At 38.6% G+C, this 17,711-nt stretch carries 6 protein-coding genes; 4 read left to right on the forward strand and 2 right to left on the reverse strand.

Going from position 1 to position 17,711, the window contains the following annotated elements; translation table 11 throughout:
- Positions 1 to 245 precede the first annotated feature (245 nt).
- The 4 genes from GFO_RS17655 (at position 246) to GFO_RS08640 (ending at position 15,803) form a co-directional block, all read left to right on the forward strand.
- Positions 246 to 11,165 carry a T9SS C-terminal target domain-containing protein gene (locus tag GFO_RS17655; protein ID WP_041250063.1) on the forward strand — a complete coding sequence of 3,640 codons (10,920 nt, stop codon included), beginning with the start codon at positions 246 to 248 and terminating at the stop codon, positions 11,163 to 11,165.
- A 12-nt stretch (positions 11,166 to 11,177) separates the two neighbouring features.
- Positions 11,178 to 12,074: a PorP/SprF family type IX secretion system membrane protein gene (locus GFO_RS08630; RefSeq protein ID WP_011709715.1), complete on the forward strand. Its 897-nt coding sequence runs from the start codon at positions 11,178 to 11,180 to the stop codon at positions 12,072 to 12,074.
- Positions 12,075 to 12,091: 17 nt separating this feature from the next.
- Entirely contained in the window at positions 12,092 to 13,954 is a 1,863-nt protein-coding gene (locus tag GFO_RS08635) for an OmpA family protein (RefSeq protein ID WP_011709716.1), read from the forward strand.
- A 382-nt stretch (positions 13,955 to 14,336) separates the two neighbouring features.
- Positions 14,337 to 15,803 carry a S41 family peptidase gene (locus GFO_RS08640; RefSeq protein WP_041250315.1) on the forward strand — a complete coding sequence of 489 codons (1,467 nt, stop codon included), beginning with the start codon at positions 14,337 to 14,339 and terminating at the stop codon, positions 15,801 to 15,803.
- Positions 15,804 to 16,105: 302 nt separating this feature from the next.
- On the opposite strand, the gene GFO_RS08645 is transcribed toward GFO_RS08640, so the two are convergent.
- Both GFO_RS08645 and GFO_RS08650 read right to left on the reverse strand, forming a co-directional pair.
- Positions 16,106 to 16,612, reverse strand: coding sequence for a CAP domain-containing protein (locus GFO_RS08645; RefSeq protein WP_011709718.1), 507 nt, complete (start codon positions 16,610 to 16,612; stop codon positions 16,106 to 16,108).
- Positions 16,613 to 16,788: 176 nt separating this feature from the next.
- Positions 16,789 to 17,697, reverse strand: coding sequence for a ribonuclease Z (locus tag GFO_RS08650; RefSeq protein ID WP_011709719.1), 909 nt, complete (start codon positions 17,695 to 17,697; stop codon positions 16,789 to 16,791).
- Between the last annotated feature and the right edge of the window lie 14 nt (positions 17,698 to 17,711).

Here is a 17,711-nt window from a genome sequence, read left to right on the forward strand (position 1 = left end):
CATACGATACCGGTTTTCTTGTGATAGATTTACTTCATAATTACGCCACTATAGAGTCACCCCCACACTTCTCTAAGTAGTCCCTCAAGACTAAAGGTGTTATTACCCTTACTTTTTTTTAAAAAATACTGGACTCCCCAAATCAGATAAAAGCGATTTTATTTGAAAGTCAAATTATTGAAATTATTAAAACATCATCGCTAAGAACGATATAAACAGAATTGATAATTCTAAACATTATTGATATGATTTGGAAAACTACTATTTCAAAATTTACTGGTCTATTTTCAATATCTCAAAAAAGGATATTGAATGCTTTTTCTAAAAGGCTAACCCTGGCTTTTTTAGCCGTATTTCTATTCACTATTCAAAATGCGAATGCCCAGCTTGTGGATGAAGTTGTAGAAGTAGCAGTACCCAATGGTGGCTTTGGGATTGATGGAGATCTATTATCTAATTTTACAACCAAGGGAATAGGAGATTGGTTTGAAGGTGATTCTGGATTTGGGGGACATGTATTATTAAATGATGGTACTCCTATTGATCCAAATACCACTAGCTTTAAAAAAGATGCTTTTGGCGCCAATGATAATGTTTTTAAAGGTGGTGAAAAATGGAACGATGATCCCAATACTTGGACCTGGAAAATTATAAATAATCCTATAGACAAAGGAGACATCAACAATGGGATGTTTCACTTAAGTAGTGATGCCTTAGGTAATCAATGGATGTTTGTAGGAGCTGATCGGAATAAAACAGTAGGTACCGCCTATATTGACTTTGCTTTTTATCAATCTCCATTAACCATAACTAATAATGGAAATGGTGGAAGCTTTTCGACTGCCGGTCCAGATGGAGGTAGAACTATCAATGATATTCTACTTACTCTGGAGTATTCTAATGGAGGTGATAATCCTAGGTTAATCTATTATTTATGGAAAAAGGTAGGAGACGAATTTTTATTCGTTGAACAAACAAGCCTTAGTGCTAGTGCACAGGTTAATCAAACTTCTACTCCTATGCCCGCAGGGGCTTATGGTAATACTAGTTATTCCCCATTGCAATTTATTGAAGGAGCTGTTAATTTAACTGCTGCGCTGAATACGGTAAATGCATTACTCGCCCGTGATTGTAGAGAAGCTGTTGCCATTAAATCTGTTTTTATAAAGACTAAAAGTTCAGATGAAGACAATGCAACATTAAAGGATTTTATAGAACCTATTAGTGTAGATTTCCAAATTGGTTCCGCTTCAATTGTTTATGAAACAACCCCCGTGTGTGGCGATATAGAAACTGCCAGTGTAGCACTGGATGGTGTTGAAGGTGGAATATATAGCAGTACAGAAGGTTTAAAAATTGATCCTTCAACCGGCGAGGTAAATGTTTCTGAAAGTATTCCTGGAAATTACATAGTGTCCTATACTTATGTCTCTTATGGTTGTACTCAAACAACCAACGCAAATTTTGAAATTATAGAGGTTCCTGATGCACCTGTGGTAATAGAAAGCTCTATTATGCAACCTAGTTGCGAGACTACAACCGGGTCTTTTAGTGTAAGAACTGAGCAAGGATTAACCTATAGCTTAAATGGTGGCGAATTTCAAAACTCTGGGAGTTTTACAAATTTAGAACCAGGGAACTATACCCTTACCGCTAAAAATAACAATGATTGTGAATCTATAGATTCTGAAAAAATAATCATCAAAGAACAACCAAATACTCCGGATGCACCAGTAGTAGCTTCTACTACACAGCCAACTTGTGAGTTAGCTACAGGGTCATTCACTGTTTCAACCACACAAGGAGTGGAATACAGCATTAACGGTTCAGATTATCAAACTAATGGAACTTTCTCCGGACTAGCGGCCGATACTTATAATGTAACCTCCAGGTTTACCGGGGAAGAATGTGTAAGCGATGCTACTTCGGTAACGATCGATCCACAACCAAATACTCCGGATGCACCAGTAGTAGCTTCTACTACACAGCCAATTTGTGGCTTAGCTACAGGATCATTCACTGTTTCAACCACACAAGGGGTGGAATACAGTATTAACGGTTCAGATTATCAAACCAATGGAACTTTCTCCGGGCTAGCGGCCGATACTTATAATGTAACCGCCAGGTTTACCGGGGAAGAATGTGTGAGCGATGCTACTTCGGTAACGATCGATCCACAACCAAATACTCCAGATGCACCAGTAGTAGCTTCTACTACCCAGCCAACTTGTGACTTAGCTACAGGATCATTCACTGTTTCAACCACACAAGGAGTGGAATACAGCATTAACGGTTCAGATTATCAAACTAATGGAACTTTCTCCGGGCTAGCGGCCGATACTTATAATGTAACCGCCAGGTTTACCGGGGAAGAATGTGTGAGCGATGCTACTTCGGTAACAATTAATGAGCAACCAAATACTCCGGATGCACCAGTAGTAGCTTCTACTACCCAGCCAACTTGTGACTTAGCTACAGGATCATTCACTGTTTCAACCACACAAGGGGTGGAATACAGTATTAACGGTTCAGATTATCAAACTAATGGAACTTTCTCCGGGCTAGCGGCCGATAATTATAATGTAACCGCCAGGTTTACCGGGGAAGAATGTGTGAGCGATGCTACTTCGGTAACGATCGATCCACAACCAAATACTCCGGATGCACCAGTAGTAGCTTCTACTACCCAGCCAACTTGTGACTTAGCTACAGGATCATTCACTGTTTCAACCACACAAGGAGTGGAATACAGCATTAACGGTTCAGATTATCAAACTAATGGTTCTTTCTCCGGACTAGCGGCCGATACTTATAACGTAACCGCCAGGTTTACCGGGGAAGAATGTGTAAGCGATGCTACTTCGGTAACGATCGATCCACAACCAAATACTCCAGATGCACCAGTAGTAGCTTCTACTACCCAGCCAACTTGTGACTTAGCTACAGGATCATTCACTGTTTCAACCACACAAGGAGTGGAATACAGCATTAACGGTTCAGATTATCAAACTAATGGAACTTTCTCCGGACTAGCGGCCGATACTTATAATGTAACCTCCAGGTTTACCGGGGAAGAATGTGTAAGCGATGCTACTTCGGTAACGATCGATCCACAACCAAATACTCCGGATGCACCAGTAGTAGCTTCTACTACACAGCCAACTTGTGACTTAGCTACAGGATCATTCACTGTTTCAACCACACAAGGAGTGGAATACAGCATTAACGGGTCAGATTATCAAACTAATGGAACTTTCTCCGGGCTAGCGGCCGATACTTATAATGTAACCGCCAGGTTTACCGGGGAAGAATGTGTGAGCGATGCTACTTCGGTAACGATCGATCCACAACCAAATACTCCAGATGCACCAGTAGTAGCTTCTACTACCCAGCCAACTTGTGACTTAGCTACAGGATCATTCACTGTTTCAACCACACAAGGAGTGGAATACAGCATTAACGGTTCAGATTATCAAACTAATGGAACTTTCTCCAGACTAGCGGCCGATACTTATAATGTAACCGCCAGGTTTACCGGGGAAGAATGTGTGAGCGATGCTACTTCGGTAACGATCGACCCACAACCAAATACTCCGGATGCACCAGTAGTAGCTTCTACTACCCAGCCAACTTGTGACTTAGCTACAGGATCATTCACTGTTTCAACCACACAAGGAGTGGAATACAGCATTAACGGTTCAGATTATCAAACCAATGGAACTTTCTCCGGGCTAGCGGCCGATACTTATAATGTAACCGCCAGGTTTACTGGGGAAGAATGTGTGAGCGATGCTACTTCGGTAACGATCGACCCACAACCAAATACTCCGGATGCACCAGTAGTAGCTTCTACTACACAGCCAACTTGTGACTTAGCTACAGGGTCATTCACTGTTTCAACCACACAAGGAGTGGAATACAGTATTAACGGTTCAGATTATCAAACTAATGGAACTTTCTCCGGACTAGCGGCCGATACTTATAATGTAACCGCCAGGTTTACTGGGGAAGAATGTGTGAGCGATGCTACTTCGGTAACGATCGACCCACAACCAAATACTCCGGATGCACCAGTAGTAGCTTCTACTACCCAGCCAACTTGTGACTTAGCTACAGGATCATTCACTGTTTCAACCACACAAGGAGTGGAATACAGCATTAACGGTTCAGATTATCAAACTAATGGTTCTTTCTCCGGACTAGCGGCCGATACTTATAACGTAACCGCCAGGTTTACCGGGGAAGAATGTGTAAGCGATGCTACTTCGGTAACGATCGACCCACAACCAAATACTCCGGATGCACCAGTAGTAGTTTCTACTACACAGCCAACTTGTGAGTTAGCTACAGGATCATTCACTGTTTCAACCACACAAGGAGTGGAATACAGCATTAACGGTTCAGATTATCAAACTAATGGAACTTTCTCCGGGCTAGCGGCCGATACTTATAATGTAACCGCCAGGTTTACTGGGGAAGAATGTGTGAGCGATGCTACTTCGGTAACAATCGACCCACAACCAAATACTCCGGATGCACCAGTAGTAGCTTCTACTACACAGCCAACTTGTGACTTAGCTACAGGATCATTCACTGTTTCAACCACACAAGGAGTGGAATACAGCATTAACGGTACAGATTATCAAACTAATGGAACTTTCTCAGGGCTAGCGGCCGATACTTATAATGTAACCGCAAGGTTTACCGGGGAAGAATGTGTGAGCGATGCTACTTCGGTAACAATCGACCCACAACCAAATACTCCGGATGCACCAGTAGTAGTTTCTACTACACAGCCAACTTGTGACTTAGCGACAGGATCATTCACTGTTTCAATCACACAAGGGGTGGAATACAGCATTAACGGTACAGATTATCAAACTAATGGAACTTTCTCAGGGCTAGCGGCCGATACTTATAATGTAACCGCCAGGTTTACCGGGGAAGAATGTGTGAGCGATGCTACTTCGGTAACAATTAATGAGCAACCTGAAACGCCAGCCACTCCAACTATTACTGCAACGGATGCTGATTGTGAGAATCCTGGGTCTATTACAGTTACAAATTATGACAATTCACTTTCATATACTTTACTTGATAGTCAAGGAAATCCTACTGCTGAAAAAATTAGCGAATCTGGTGTTTTCGAATTACTTTCAGCTGGAGAGTATTCTGTGAATTCAGCTAACAATGATTGTAATGCTACTTCTTCTGTAACAACAGTTGAAGGAAGTGATAAAACGCCAACCACTCCGATTGTCACTACAACAGATGCTAATTGTACAAGTGCTACCGGATCTATTACAATTACAAATTACGACAGTACGCTTACTTATACTTTAGTTGATAACGAAGGTGATGATACCGCCTATACTCAATCTGAAGGTACTTTTGAAGATGTAGTTCCTGGTACTTATACTGTAAGAGTTAATAATGATGATTGTAACGCAATATCTGCTGCAGCTTCCATTGAAGATAGCGAGCAAACTCCAACCACTCCAATTATCACTGCAACAGATGCTAGTTGTACAAGTGCCACCGGATCTATTACAATTACAAATTATGACAGTACGCTTACTTATACTTTAGTTGATAACGAAGGTGATGATACCGCCTATACTCAATCTGAAGGTACTTTTGAAGATGTAGTTCCTGGTTCATATACTGCTACGGCAAGTAATAATGACTGTATTTCTGAAGAATCTAATAGTGCTCAAATTGCTGAACAACCAATGGGCCCTACTGCAAATGATGATACAGCTAATTCAAATGAAGATACATCTGTTACTATTAATGTATTAGCAAATGACAACAATCCTGAGGATAGCGATTTAACGATTGTTTCATTTACTCAGACTTCAGATGGTATTATAACTCAAACTGATGATAATACTTTTGAATATACTCCAAGTGAGAATTTTAATGGAGAAGATTTATTCACTTACACCATCACAAATGGGAGCTGTGATAATTCAACTGCAACAGTAACAATTACTATTGGCGGGGTGAACGATGCTCCGGTTGCGGTAGATGATTCAGCAAATACTGATGAAGATACTGCGGTAGAAATTGCAGTTTTAAACAACGATTCAGATCCTGATAATGATCCACTTTCGGTAACGGAAACTACAACTCCGGAAAACGGAACGGTAGTGATCAATGAAAATGGAACGATCACCTATACGCCAAATGAAAACTATAATGGAACCGACTCTTTTGAGTATACCATTACCGATGGAAATGATGGGTTCGATTCTGCAACAGTAACAATTACTATTGGCGGGGTGAATGATGCTCCGGTTGCGGTAGATGATTCAGCAAATACTGATGAAGACACTGCGGTAGAAATTGCAGTTTTAAACAACGATTCAGATCCTGATAATGATCCACTTTCTGTAACGGAAACTACAACTCCGGAAAACGGAACGGTAGTGATCAATGAAAATGGAACCATCACCTATACACCAAATGAAAACTATAATGGAACCGACTCTTTTGAGTATACCATTACTGATGGAAATGATGGGTTCGATTCTGCAACAGTAACAATTACTATTGGCGGGGTGAACGATGCTCCGGTTGCGGTAGATGATTCAGCAAATACTGATGAAGATACTGCGGTAGAAATTGCAGTTTTAAACAACGATTCAGATCCTGATAATGATCCACTTTCTGTAACGGAAACTACTACTCCGGAAAACGGAACGGTAGTGATCAATGAAAATGGAACCATCACCTATACGCCAAATGAAAACTATAATGGAACCGACTCTTTTGAGTATACCATTACTGATGGAAATGATGGGTTCGATTCTGCAACAGTAACAATTACTATTGGCGGGGTGAACGATGCTCCGATTGCGGTAGATGATTCAGCAAATACTGATGAAGATACTGCGGTAGAAATTGCAGTGTTAAACAACGATTCAGATCCTGATGGTGACGATCTTATCGTAGTTTCTACTACAAGTCCTAACAATGGAATTGTAACAATTAATGAGAACGGTACAATTACTTATTCTCCAAACGACAATTTTAACGGACAGGATACTTTTGATTACACGATCGAGGATGAAGAAGGACTTCAGGATACGGCCACGGTAACGGTAACGGTAAATCCTGTAAATGACGCTCCAATTGCTTTGGATGATACTGCAACTACAGATCAGGATACACCTGTAATTGTTTCAGTTCTTGAGAATGATTCTGATATTGATGGAGGTGAATTGGTTGTAACTGAAACTACAACACCTGGCAATGGTGAGGTAACAATTAATACTGATGGAACGGTTACTTACACTCCTAATGATAGTTTTACAGGAGTAGATACTTTTGAGTATACAATTTCTGATGGAAATGGAGGAACCGATACAGCGCTAGTAACGATCACTGTAAACGATACTGAAGGACCAGAGATTGCATGTCCTGGAAATATGGATCTTAATAACGACCCTGGAATTTGTGGAGCTGTTGTAAACTTCACTATCCCGGAATTCACAGATAATGCTGAAGGAGCTGAGATAGTTCAAACAGCAGGTCCTGTACCTGGAGATGTATTCCCGGTAGGAACTACTACTGTTGAATTTACTGCAACAGACGCTTCAGGCAACTCGACTATCTGTAGCTTTGATGTAACTGTAATAGATACTGAAGCTCCGGTACTTGAAGAAATGGATGATCTTACCACGAATAATGATAATGGAATATGTGGAGCTGTTGTAAACTTCAATACTGTTGCAGCTACCGATAATTGTGAAATTGATTCAATAGTAATTACTGAAGGTTTCGAATCTGGTTCAGAGTTTCCGGTAGGAACAACTACAGTAACTTATACAGTAACAGATATCAATGGAAATGTTTCCACGGAAAGCTTTACAGTGACAGTTGTTGATAATGAAGCTCCTGAAATCAGCTGTCCTTCTAATATAACAGTAGATACTGAAACTGGTGTTTCGTATGCAACTGTAGACTTTACTAATGCCACTGCAACTGATAACTGCTCAGTAAGTGTTGAACAAACTGGCGGACCGGTTTCAGGATCTCAGTTTGAAATTGGAACCACTACGGTAACCTTCACTGCAACCGATGCTGCTGGAAATACTTCAGAATGTAGCTTTACGGTGACTGTTGAAGACAACGAAGATCCAACGATCTCCTGCCCTTCTGATATAGATCTAACGAATGATGCCGGAGTTTGTGGAGCAGCTGTTGAATTCACAATTCCAGAATTCTCAGATAATTCAGGTTTCGCCACTATCGAGCAAACTGCGGGATTAGAATCCGGTGATGTGTTCCCGGTTGGAACTACTACCGTTTCTTACACCGTAACTGATGAAGCTGGAAACTCCGTGAACTGTAGCTTTGATGTAACTGTAATAGATAATGAAGCTCCGGTTCTTGAAGAAATGGATGATCTTACCACGAATAATGATAATGGAATTTGTGGAGCTGTTGTAAACTTCAATACTGTTGCAGCTACTGATAATTGTGAAATTGATTCAATAGTAATTACTGAAGGTTTCGAGTCTGGTTCAGAATTTCCGGTAGGAACAACTACAGTAACTTATACAGTGACAGATATCAACGGAAATGTTTCAACGGAAAGCTTTACAGTGACAGTTGTTGATAATGAAGCTCCTGAAATCAGCTGTCCTTCTAATATAACAGTAGATACTGAAACTGGTGTTTCGTATGCAACTGTAGACTTTACTAATGCCACTGCAACTGATAATTGTTCAGTAAGTGTTGAACAAACTGGCGGACCGGTTTCAGGATCACAGTTTGAAATTGGAACCACTACGGTAACCTTCACTGCAACCGATGCTGCTGGAAATACTTCGGAATGTAGCTTTACGGTGACTGTTGAAGACAACGAAGATCCAACGATCTCCTGCCCTTCTGATATAGATCTAACGAATGATGCCGGAGTTTGTGGAGCAGCTGTTGAATTCACAATTCCAGAATTCTCAGATAATTCAGGTTTCGCCACTATCGAGCAAACTGCGGGATTAGAATCTGGTGATGTGTTCCCGGTTGGAACTACTACCGTTTCTTACACCGTAACTGATGAAGCTGGAAACTCAGCGAACTGTAGCTTTGATGTAACTGTAATAGATACTGAAGCTCCGGTTCTTGAAGAAATGGATGATCTTACCACGAATAATGATAATGGAATTTGTGGAGCTGTTGTAAACTTCAATACTGTTGCAGCTACTGATAATTGTGAAATTGATTCAATAGTAATTACTGAAGGTTTCGAGTCTGGTTCAGAATTTCCGGTAGGAACAACTACAGTAACTTATACAGTAACAGATATCAATGGAAATGTTTCCACGGAAAGCTTTACCGTGACAATTGTTGATAATGAAGCTCCTGAAATCAGCTGTCCTTCTAATATGACTGTTGATACTGAAACTGGTGTTTCTTATGCAACTGTAGACTTTACTAATGCCACTGCAACTGATAACTGTTCAGTAAGTGTTGAACAAACTGGCGGACCTGTTTCAGGATCACAGTTTGAAATTGGAACCACTACGGTAACCTTCACTGCAACCGATGCTGCTGGAAATACTTCAGAATGTAGCTTTACGGTGACTGTTGAAGACAACGAAGATCCAACAATCTCCTGCCCTTCTGATATTTCTCAGAATGTAGATGCAGGTATTTGTGGAGCAGCGGTAACTTTTGAAACTCCTGCTGGATTTGATAATTCTGGAGATGTAAGTGTTGAGCAAACTGCGGGATTAGAATCCGGTGATGTATTCCCTGTTGGAGCTACTACCGTTACTTTCACTGCAACCGATGCTGCTGGAAACTCCGTGAATTGTAGCTTTATTGTTACAGTTGCCGATGACGAGGCTCCGGTAATCGAAGATATGGATAACATCACTTTAAATACTGAAGAGGGTATGTGTGGAGCTGTTGCAGATTTCAATACTCCTGGTGCAACCGATAATTGTGAAGTAGAAAGCGTATTACTTACTGAAGGTTTAGAACCAGGAACTATATTCCCGGTTGGAACTACTGAAATAACATATACTGCTACCGATAATAATGGAAATATTGCGACGACATCTTTTACAGTAACTGTAAATGATAATGAAGCTCCGGTAATTGAATGTCCGGATAATGTGACTGTAAATGTTGAAAATGGTGTTACCAGCGTGGTAGTAAATTACGAAGCTGTTACCACTACAGACAACTGCGAAGGCACTACCGTTGAAATGACTTCAGGAATTGCTTCAGGAGAAGAATTCTCTGTAGGTAATACTGAAGTTACCTTTACTGTTACTGATGCATCTGGAAATTCTACTACCTGTAGCTTTACCGTTACTGTCGATGAAGATCCAGCACCTGCACCGCCACCTGCACCGGAAGCTCCAGAAGTTAATGTAACTCAGGCAACTTGTGCTGTACCAACTGGAACTATTGCAGTTGCTGCGCAGGAAGGTCTTTCTTACAGCATCGATGGAGAAAACTATCAAACGGAAGGAATATTTACAGCGCTTGCTCCTGGAACATATGATATAGTTGCTCAGGATGAGTTCGGTCAATTATCTGAATTTACTACTGTTACAATTGAAGATCCAGTGGCTCAAGAGATAGAACTTGCTAATAATGGAGTTATTGATCTTTGTACAGAAGATTCAACTTTCGACCTTTTTGAATTATTTACAGGAGACTTCGACGATACGGGAGTATGGGTAGATGTTAATAATACCGGTGCACTTGATAATGGATTTGTAGATCCATCTTTGCTAGCCGTCGGATCTTATTCTTTCGAATATCAGATAGATGGAAACTGTCCTTCAACTACTACGGTGAGCGTACTTATAAACGATGACTGTATTGTCCTGGATTGTAGCGTTGAAGATCTTAAGGATAGCATCTCTAAAGCGGTAACTCCAAACAATGATGATATCAACGATTTCTTTGAAGTAGATCTGGATACTGAATGTGGCTTTACTTATGACCTGAAAATCTTTAACAGATGGGGGGCAAAAGTATTTGATGCTAAAAATTACCAGAACAATTGGGATGGCTATTCAGATTCATCGTTTACAAGCTCTAATCAGCTACCATCAGGAACTTACTTCTACGTACTGGAGATAAGAAACAGTGACTTCGAGCCAATTCAAGGTTATATTTACTTAGGAACTAAATAAAAAAGGGAAACCATGAAAAAAGTTTATTTAATCATATTAATTTTATTTGTTGCAGCCCCAGGATTTTCGCAACAGCTCCCTCAGTTTACGCAGTATATGTATAATACAATTTCTATAAACCCTGCTTATGCCGGCAGTAGAGATGCGTTTTCCATAACAGCACTTAACCGAAACCAATGGGCAGGTGTAGATGGAGCTCCTGTAACTCAAACGCTATCTATCAACTCCCCATTAAGGAATGATAAAATAGGTTTAGGACTCTCTGTAATTAATGACAAGATTGGTGATGAAAACACCACTTTCGTCTATGGAGACTTTTCTTATAGAGTAGATCTTAGTGCAGATGTTACGCTAAGATTAGGCTTAAAAGCGGGAGCATATTATTATGGTCTTGATGATCCAACACTTGGAGATGATCCTTTCTTTTCTGATGATTTTAATCGGTGGACCCCAAATTTTGGAGCTGGGGCCTACCTCTCAGCTCAGAAATGGTACCTGGGATTCTCAGCGCCAAAACTAATCAACAAAGACAATAATCGTCTGGAAGAATTCAAAGCTTTAGAGCAGGTGCATTATTATCTTACTTCAGGTTACGTTTTTGATCTGAGTGATAGTTTTAAATTAAGGCCATCTGCCTTAGTTAAAGCTACCAGTGGGGCACCTCTTTCAGTAGATATGACCGCAACTGGAATTTTTAATGAGAAATTTTATTTGGGTGCGAATTATAGAATAGATGACGCAATTGGAGCATTTTTAGATGTAGAATTATTTGACGGATTCAGGGCAGGATATGCTTATGAATATTCAATATCTGACATTCAACCATATACTTCCGGTTCTCATGAATTCTTATTGATTTACGAATTCAGATTTAAAAACACCAGGTATAAATCACCACGTTTCTTCTAACCAAAAGCCTGTAGATTATGAAAAATATATACTCTTTATTTTTAATACTTCTCTCCTGTTCACTTAGTATGCAGGCACAGAGCGGAAAGCAAAAAAAAGCAGATAGACTTTATAAAGATTTCGCCTATTTGGAAGCTACCGATGTTTACAAAGAGCTAATTGAAAACGAATATAATGTCACTTATAATTCTAAAAAATTAGGGGATACTTACATGATGTTAAGAAGTCCTGAGAATGCCGTTTTTTACTATGGTGATATTATTGAGGATACTACTGTTTCTTCTGAATATTACTACAAGTATGCCCAGGCACTCAGAGGAGTTAAACGTTATGACGAATCCAGACAATGGCTTAGAAAATATCTCGAAAGCGGTAAGCAATCTGATGAGATCCAGACGATGCTTAATAAGGATGAATATAAAAGCAAAGCTACCTATAAACTTAAAAGTTCCGACTTCAATTCAGAGTTTAGTGACTTTGGGGTTTTTGTGAAAGATGATCAGGTATATTTCGTTTCAGCCAGAGCACAACATGTAAATGTAAAAGATAAAACCTATAGCTGGAATGGTGAGCCATTTCTTGATATTTATGTTTTAGATAAAGCTTCGGGCAATGTAAGTCCTATCGGCGGAGATGTGAATACTAAATTGCATGATGGTCCTGCTGTTGTAAGTCCAGATGGTAATACTATATATTTTACACGGAATAATTACCTGGGAAATAAAGAGGGAAAAAGAGATAAAGAAAAAACAAACCATTTAAAATTATATTCAGCAACAAATTCAGGAAATGGATGGGCTGAAGTAAAGGAGCTTGTTTTTAACAGTAATGAGTATTCTGTTGGACATCCTTCCCTATCATCAGACGGGAAAACACTTTATTTCACTTCAGATATGCCAAATGGATTCGGAGGAACCGATATTTATATGGTTTCAGTTGATGAAAATGGAAACTTCGGAACACCAGAAAATCTAGGGGAACCTGTGAATACCGAATTCGACGAGACTTTCCCATTTATGGATACAGATGGAACATTATACTTTTCATCTAATGGCCACGCGGGATTAGGCTTGTTTGATATTTTCAGAATGACTGAAGAAGACGGAATTGAAAATTTAGGGGAACCGGTAAATAGTAATATGGATGATTTTGCCTATTTCCAGGTTTCAGATTCCAAAGAGGGGTACATCTCAACTAACCGTGAAGGTGGAAGTGATGACATATTTGTATTCAATAAATTGAATCCGCTTATCCTAAAAGGTCAGGTTACCGATGCCGTGAATGGAAGTCCTATAGCAGCTGCAACGGTAAGGTTAATGGATGAAAATAAAAAAGAAATAGCTTTTCTGGAAACAGATGAAGAAGGCAACTACGAAACTGAGATTGCCAGAGATAAAAAGTTTCCTGTGGAAGCAAAGGAAATTGAGTATGAGACTTTTGAAGGAGAAATAAGCACTATGGATTCTGATGAAAAAGAGGAAATGATCTATGATATTGAATTAAGCCCTGTAAAGGATGTAGAATATCTTGCTGAAATTGACAATATCTATTTCGATTTTGACAAATCCAATATAAGACCTGATGCTGCCACAGAATTAGATAAACTGGTAGCTCTTATGAAAGATGAATATCCAGAACTTGTTATAGAAATAGGTTCGCATACAGATCGTAGAGGAACCAATTCTTATAACGAAAAGCTTGCAGAAAGAAGAGCCAAGTCCACATATGATTACCTGGTTTCAAAAGGAATTTCAGAAGATAGAATCGTTGAATTCAAAGGTTATGGCGAAACTAAACCAGCGATAGACTGTGACCGTTGTTCTGAAAAAGATCATCAGTTAAACAGAAGATCTATGTTTAGCGTAGTAAAAATGGAATAACCATATAACTAACCAGAAGGAAAGAGGCGCTCTGGATTTTTTACTGTATCCCCCCCTATTGCATATAGCGCCGGCGCGGATGCAGACAGAAAAATTCAGTTAGCCTCTTTCTATTTAATATTACTTTAAACTCAGCATCGATGACGGGGTAATTATCAGACTAAGGATGATTATCAGGATAATTCAAATCGACCCCAACAAATCGATTGAAGAGAAAAAGGTTCAGCCTCTAGCCTGAACCTTTTTCCATTTATCTACGTATATATTAGCAGTTTAGGTTTCTATATTAGCTCAAAAGCCCTTTAACACTTTCTGGCATAGTTACTGAAACATCTATTTAACAATGAAAAATCTAACAGATTTTCTGCTAAAAATACACCTGATGAAACTTAAAAACATATTTATACTGAGTAGTTTTCTAATTTCAATACTTGCATCATGCTCAAAAGATGAAGACATTATTGATAATACAGCCTCAGAAAATAAAGCTACAAATAGTACCGAAAATGATGAGTTAGAAGTTGAGAGCTTTATTTACAATGGCCTTAATGAACTATATCTTTATAAGGCAGATGTGCCTGAACTTGCTGATACTCATTTCAGTTCTTCTAATAATAGAAATGAGTTTCTGGCAAATGCTACTTCTCCCGAGATGTTATTCGATAATCTAACTGCTAATTTTGATCGTTTCAGCTTTATAACCGATGATTATAATAGTTTGGAAGAACGTTTTGAAGGAATGAGCGGTGCAACAGGTATTAAGTTTGGTGTAGGTCAAATTTCAGGCACCGGAAATGTATTCGGACTTATTAGATATGTTTTACCCAATACTTCGGCTTCTGAGGCCGGTTTGAAAAGAGGTAACATTTTTACTGAAATAAATGGTCAGAAACTAACCTCCGCTAATTTTTCAAGTTTGATAGATAAAGAAAATTTTACTATTAATGTTGGTTACATAGAGAACAATCAAATTGTACTAACCGATGAAACGGTAAATTTGAGCGATGATGCTTATACTGAAAATCCGGTTTATATCGCAAAGACATTTGAAATCTCCGGAAAAAAAATTGGTTATATAATGTACAACAGCTTTACAGCTAACTTTGATGATGAGTTAAATGATGCATTTGCCGAATTTAAAGCAAATGGTGTGACTAATTTAGTTCTTGACCTAAGATATAATGGCGGTGGATCTGTAGAGTCTGCGAAAGACCTTGCAAGTATGATCACGGGTCAGTTCAATGATAAGGTTTTTATAAAGGAACGCTGGAATGATAAATATCAGAATTTCTATGAAACTCAAAATCCGGAAGCTCTTATAAATCGTTTTGATAATAAGCTTAGAAACGGCAATCTTATTAATAGTTTGAACCTTTCTGAAGTTTATGTTCTTACCTCTGCATCCAGTGCTTCGGCCAGTGAGCTTATCATAAATGGTCTTGATCCATACATTAATGTGGTTCAGGTTGGTGATAGAACGGTAGGAAAATTTCAGGCTTCGGTCACTTTGTATGATAGTGACGATTTTGCTAAGGATGACGCAAGCACTAATCATACTTACGCAATGCAACCCCTAGTTTTCAAATCGATTAATTCTGCGGGAAAATCAGATTATGTTGATGGATTACAACCGGATATTGTTTATACCGAAAACTTAAATGACTTTGGAATTCTTGGTGATGAAAATGAACCTCTACTGGAAACAGCTATCAATTCTATTTTAGGCAGATCACAAATTGGCAAATCTGCTATAAAAAGACTGGACTTTCAGCAACTTGGCGAGAGTGATATGAATAATATTGAATATCAAAGAATGTATATTAACGAACTTCCAAAGCTCGATAAATAGATTAGAACATCACTTTAAAGAGCATAATTTTATTAAAAGAAAAAAAGTTCAGGTTAATATCCTGAACTTTTTTATTATTGAAATACAGTAAATGATCTTAATTAAATACTAATTAAAAGTTTATATTATTAAATTCTCTTAACCGGTGAATTATGGAAGGTTGATTTTAGAATTGAATTTTTATTATGTTAAAGAGCTTTCTCAATTAACATTTTAAAACGTAAATATAAGAACAAAAAAAAGGGTCAGCCTCTAGCCTGAACCCTTTTTTTCGATTTGGGGGGAAACAAAACTTTATTATTTTATTTTTTGATAAAAATATTGGTGAAATAATTTTTTCCATCTGCATCCTGTCTAACTGAAATTCCGAAATGGGTAAAATCACCTTCAACGTTTTCTCTATGTCCTTTGCTCTTCAACCAGGCATTAACCACAGCTTCTGAAGTTCTATAACCGTAGCCTACATTCTCTGCAACTTTACTTGCTCCTACCTCCTGTATAAGAAATGATGCTCTTTGCGAAAAATTATCATGGCTTACTACACCTTTATTGATCATATATTCGTTGTGCCCTTCAGACTCAACAGAAACATTTACCAGTGCTTTCAATTCACTTAAACCAAGCGCTCTTCTATATAAATTTAATTCGTCCAAAATTTCAACCTCGATCCCGTTATAATTATACTCTAACCTTTCGGTTACCGTTTGGTCATAAGAAGAAACCTCTTCATTAATGCTATCCTTTGCGCAAGAGGTAAGAAATACCGCACAAAATATTAACATAAAGCTTGTTAAAGTAATTTGTTTCATAGGTTCAGATATTAGATTCAGGGAAGATAAATCTACATCTTTTATCGATTAAGAACACATGAAAGCTAAGAAAATGCTAAATTTTGGAGTATTTTAACATTTATTGTAGGAATTTACGGTAAATATGCTGTGAGTCAGTCGACTAACAACCTAAAATAGTTTGTATTAAAAGATGGTTATTCAACGATTATTTCCTCTCCATCATCGGCTAAAATGATTTCAGAAAAGATTTCAGAGGCTTCTGTACGAAACAATTCGATATTTTGATACCTCGTTGAATAATGACCCAGGATAAGTTTTTGTACATCAGCAGCTTTCGCAATAGTTGCTGCCTGTTTTGCGGTAGAATGTTTTGTAGGAAAGGCTAGCTCTAACTGATCTTCAAGAAAAGTAGATTCATGGTATAGTGCGGTGGTATTCTTGATCATAGGTACCAGATCCATATCAAATACTGTATCACTACAAAAAGCATAAGATTTTGGAGGCGATGGATCTTCAGTCACTAAACGGTTAGGGATAAGTTTTCCGTCTTCAGAAACTACATCTTTTCCCTTTTTCAGACTTTTGAAAAGTGTATAATCAATATTGTACTCTTCAGCCTTGTCCATTAGCAATCTCCTATCCCCTTCCTTTTCTTTAAAAAGAAATCCATTGGTATAAACCCTGTGCTTAAGAGGCAGCGTACTCACACTAACCTGGGTGTCTTCAAATAACAATTCAGGTTCCTTAGAAGTCAGCTCGTGAAAGATCAACGGGAAGTTAGTCCAGGAATTTGCCAATTTCAATTGTAAGGTTATAATCTCCTTAATTCCCTTTGGACCATAAATATGCAATTCACTTTCACGATTAAGCAGTCTGAAAGTAGACACCAGACCTACCAAACCATAAAAATGATCCCCATGCAAATGAGAAATAAAGATGTGCTTTATTTTTGAAAATTTGATCTTATTACGTCGTAGCTGAACTTGTGTGCCCTCACCACAGTCTATAAGAAATAAATGGTTTTTTATCTCCAGAACCTGGGAAGTAGGATTGGTAAAACTTCGGGGGGTGGCTGCATAACAACCAAGAATGGTGATTTTCATTCAATCTTCATTTT

The sequence above is a fragment of the Christiangramia forsetii KT0803 genome, assembly GCF_000060345.1.
Lineage (GTDB): Bacteria > Bacteroidota > Bacteroidia > Flavobacteriales > Flavobacteriaceae > Christiangramia > Christiangramia forsetii.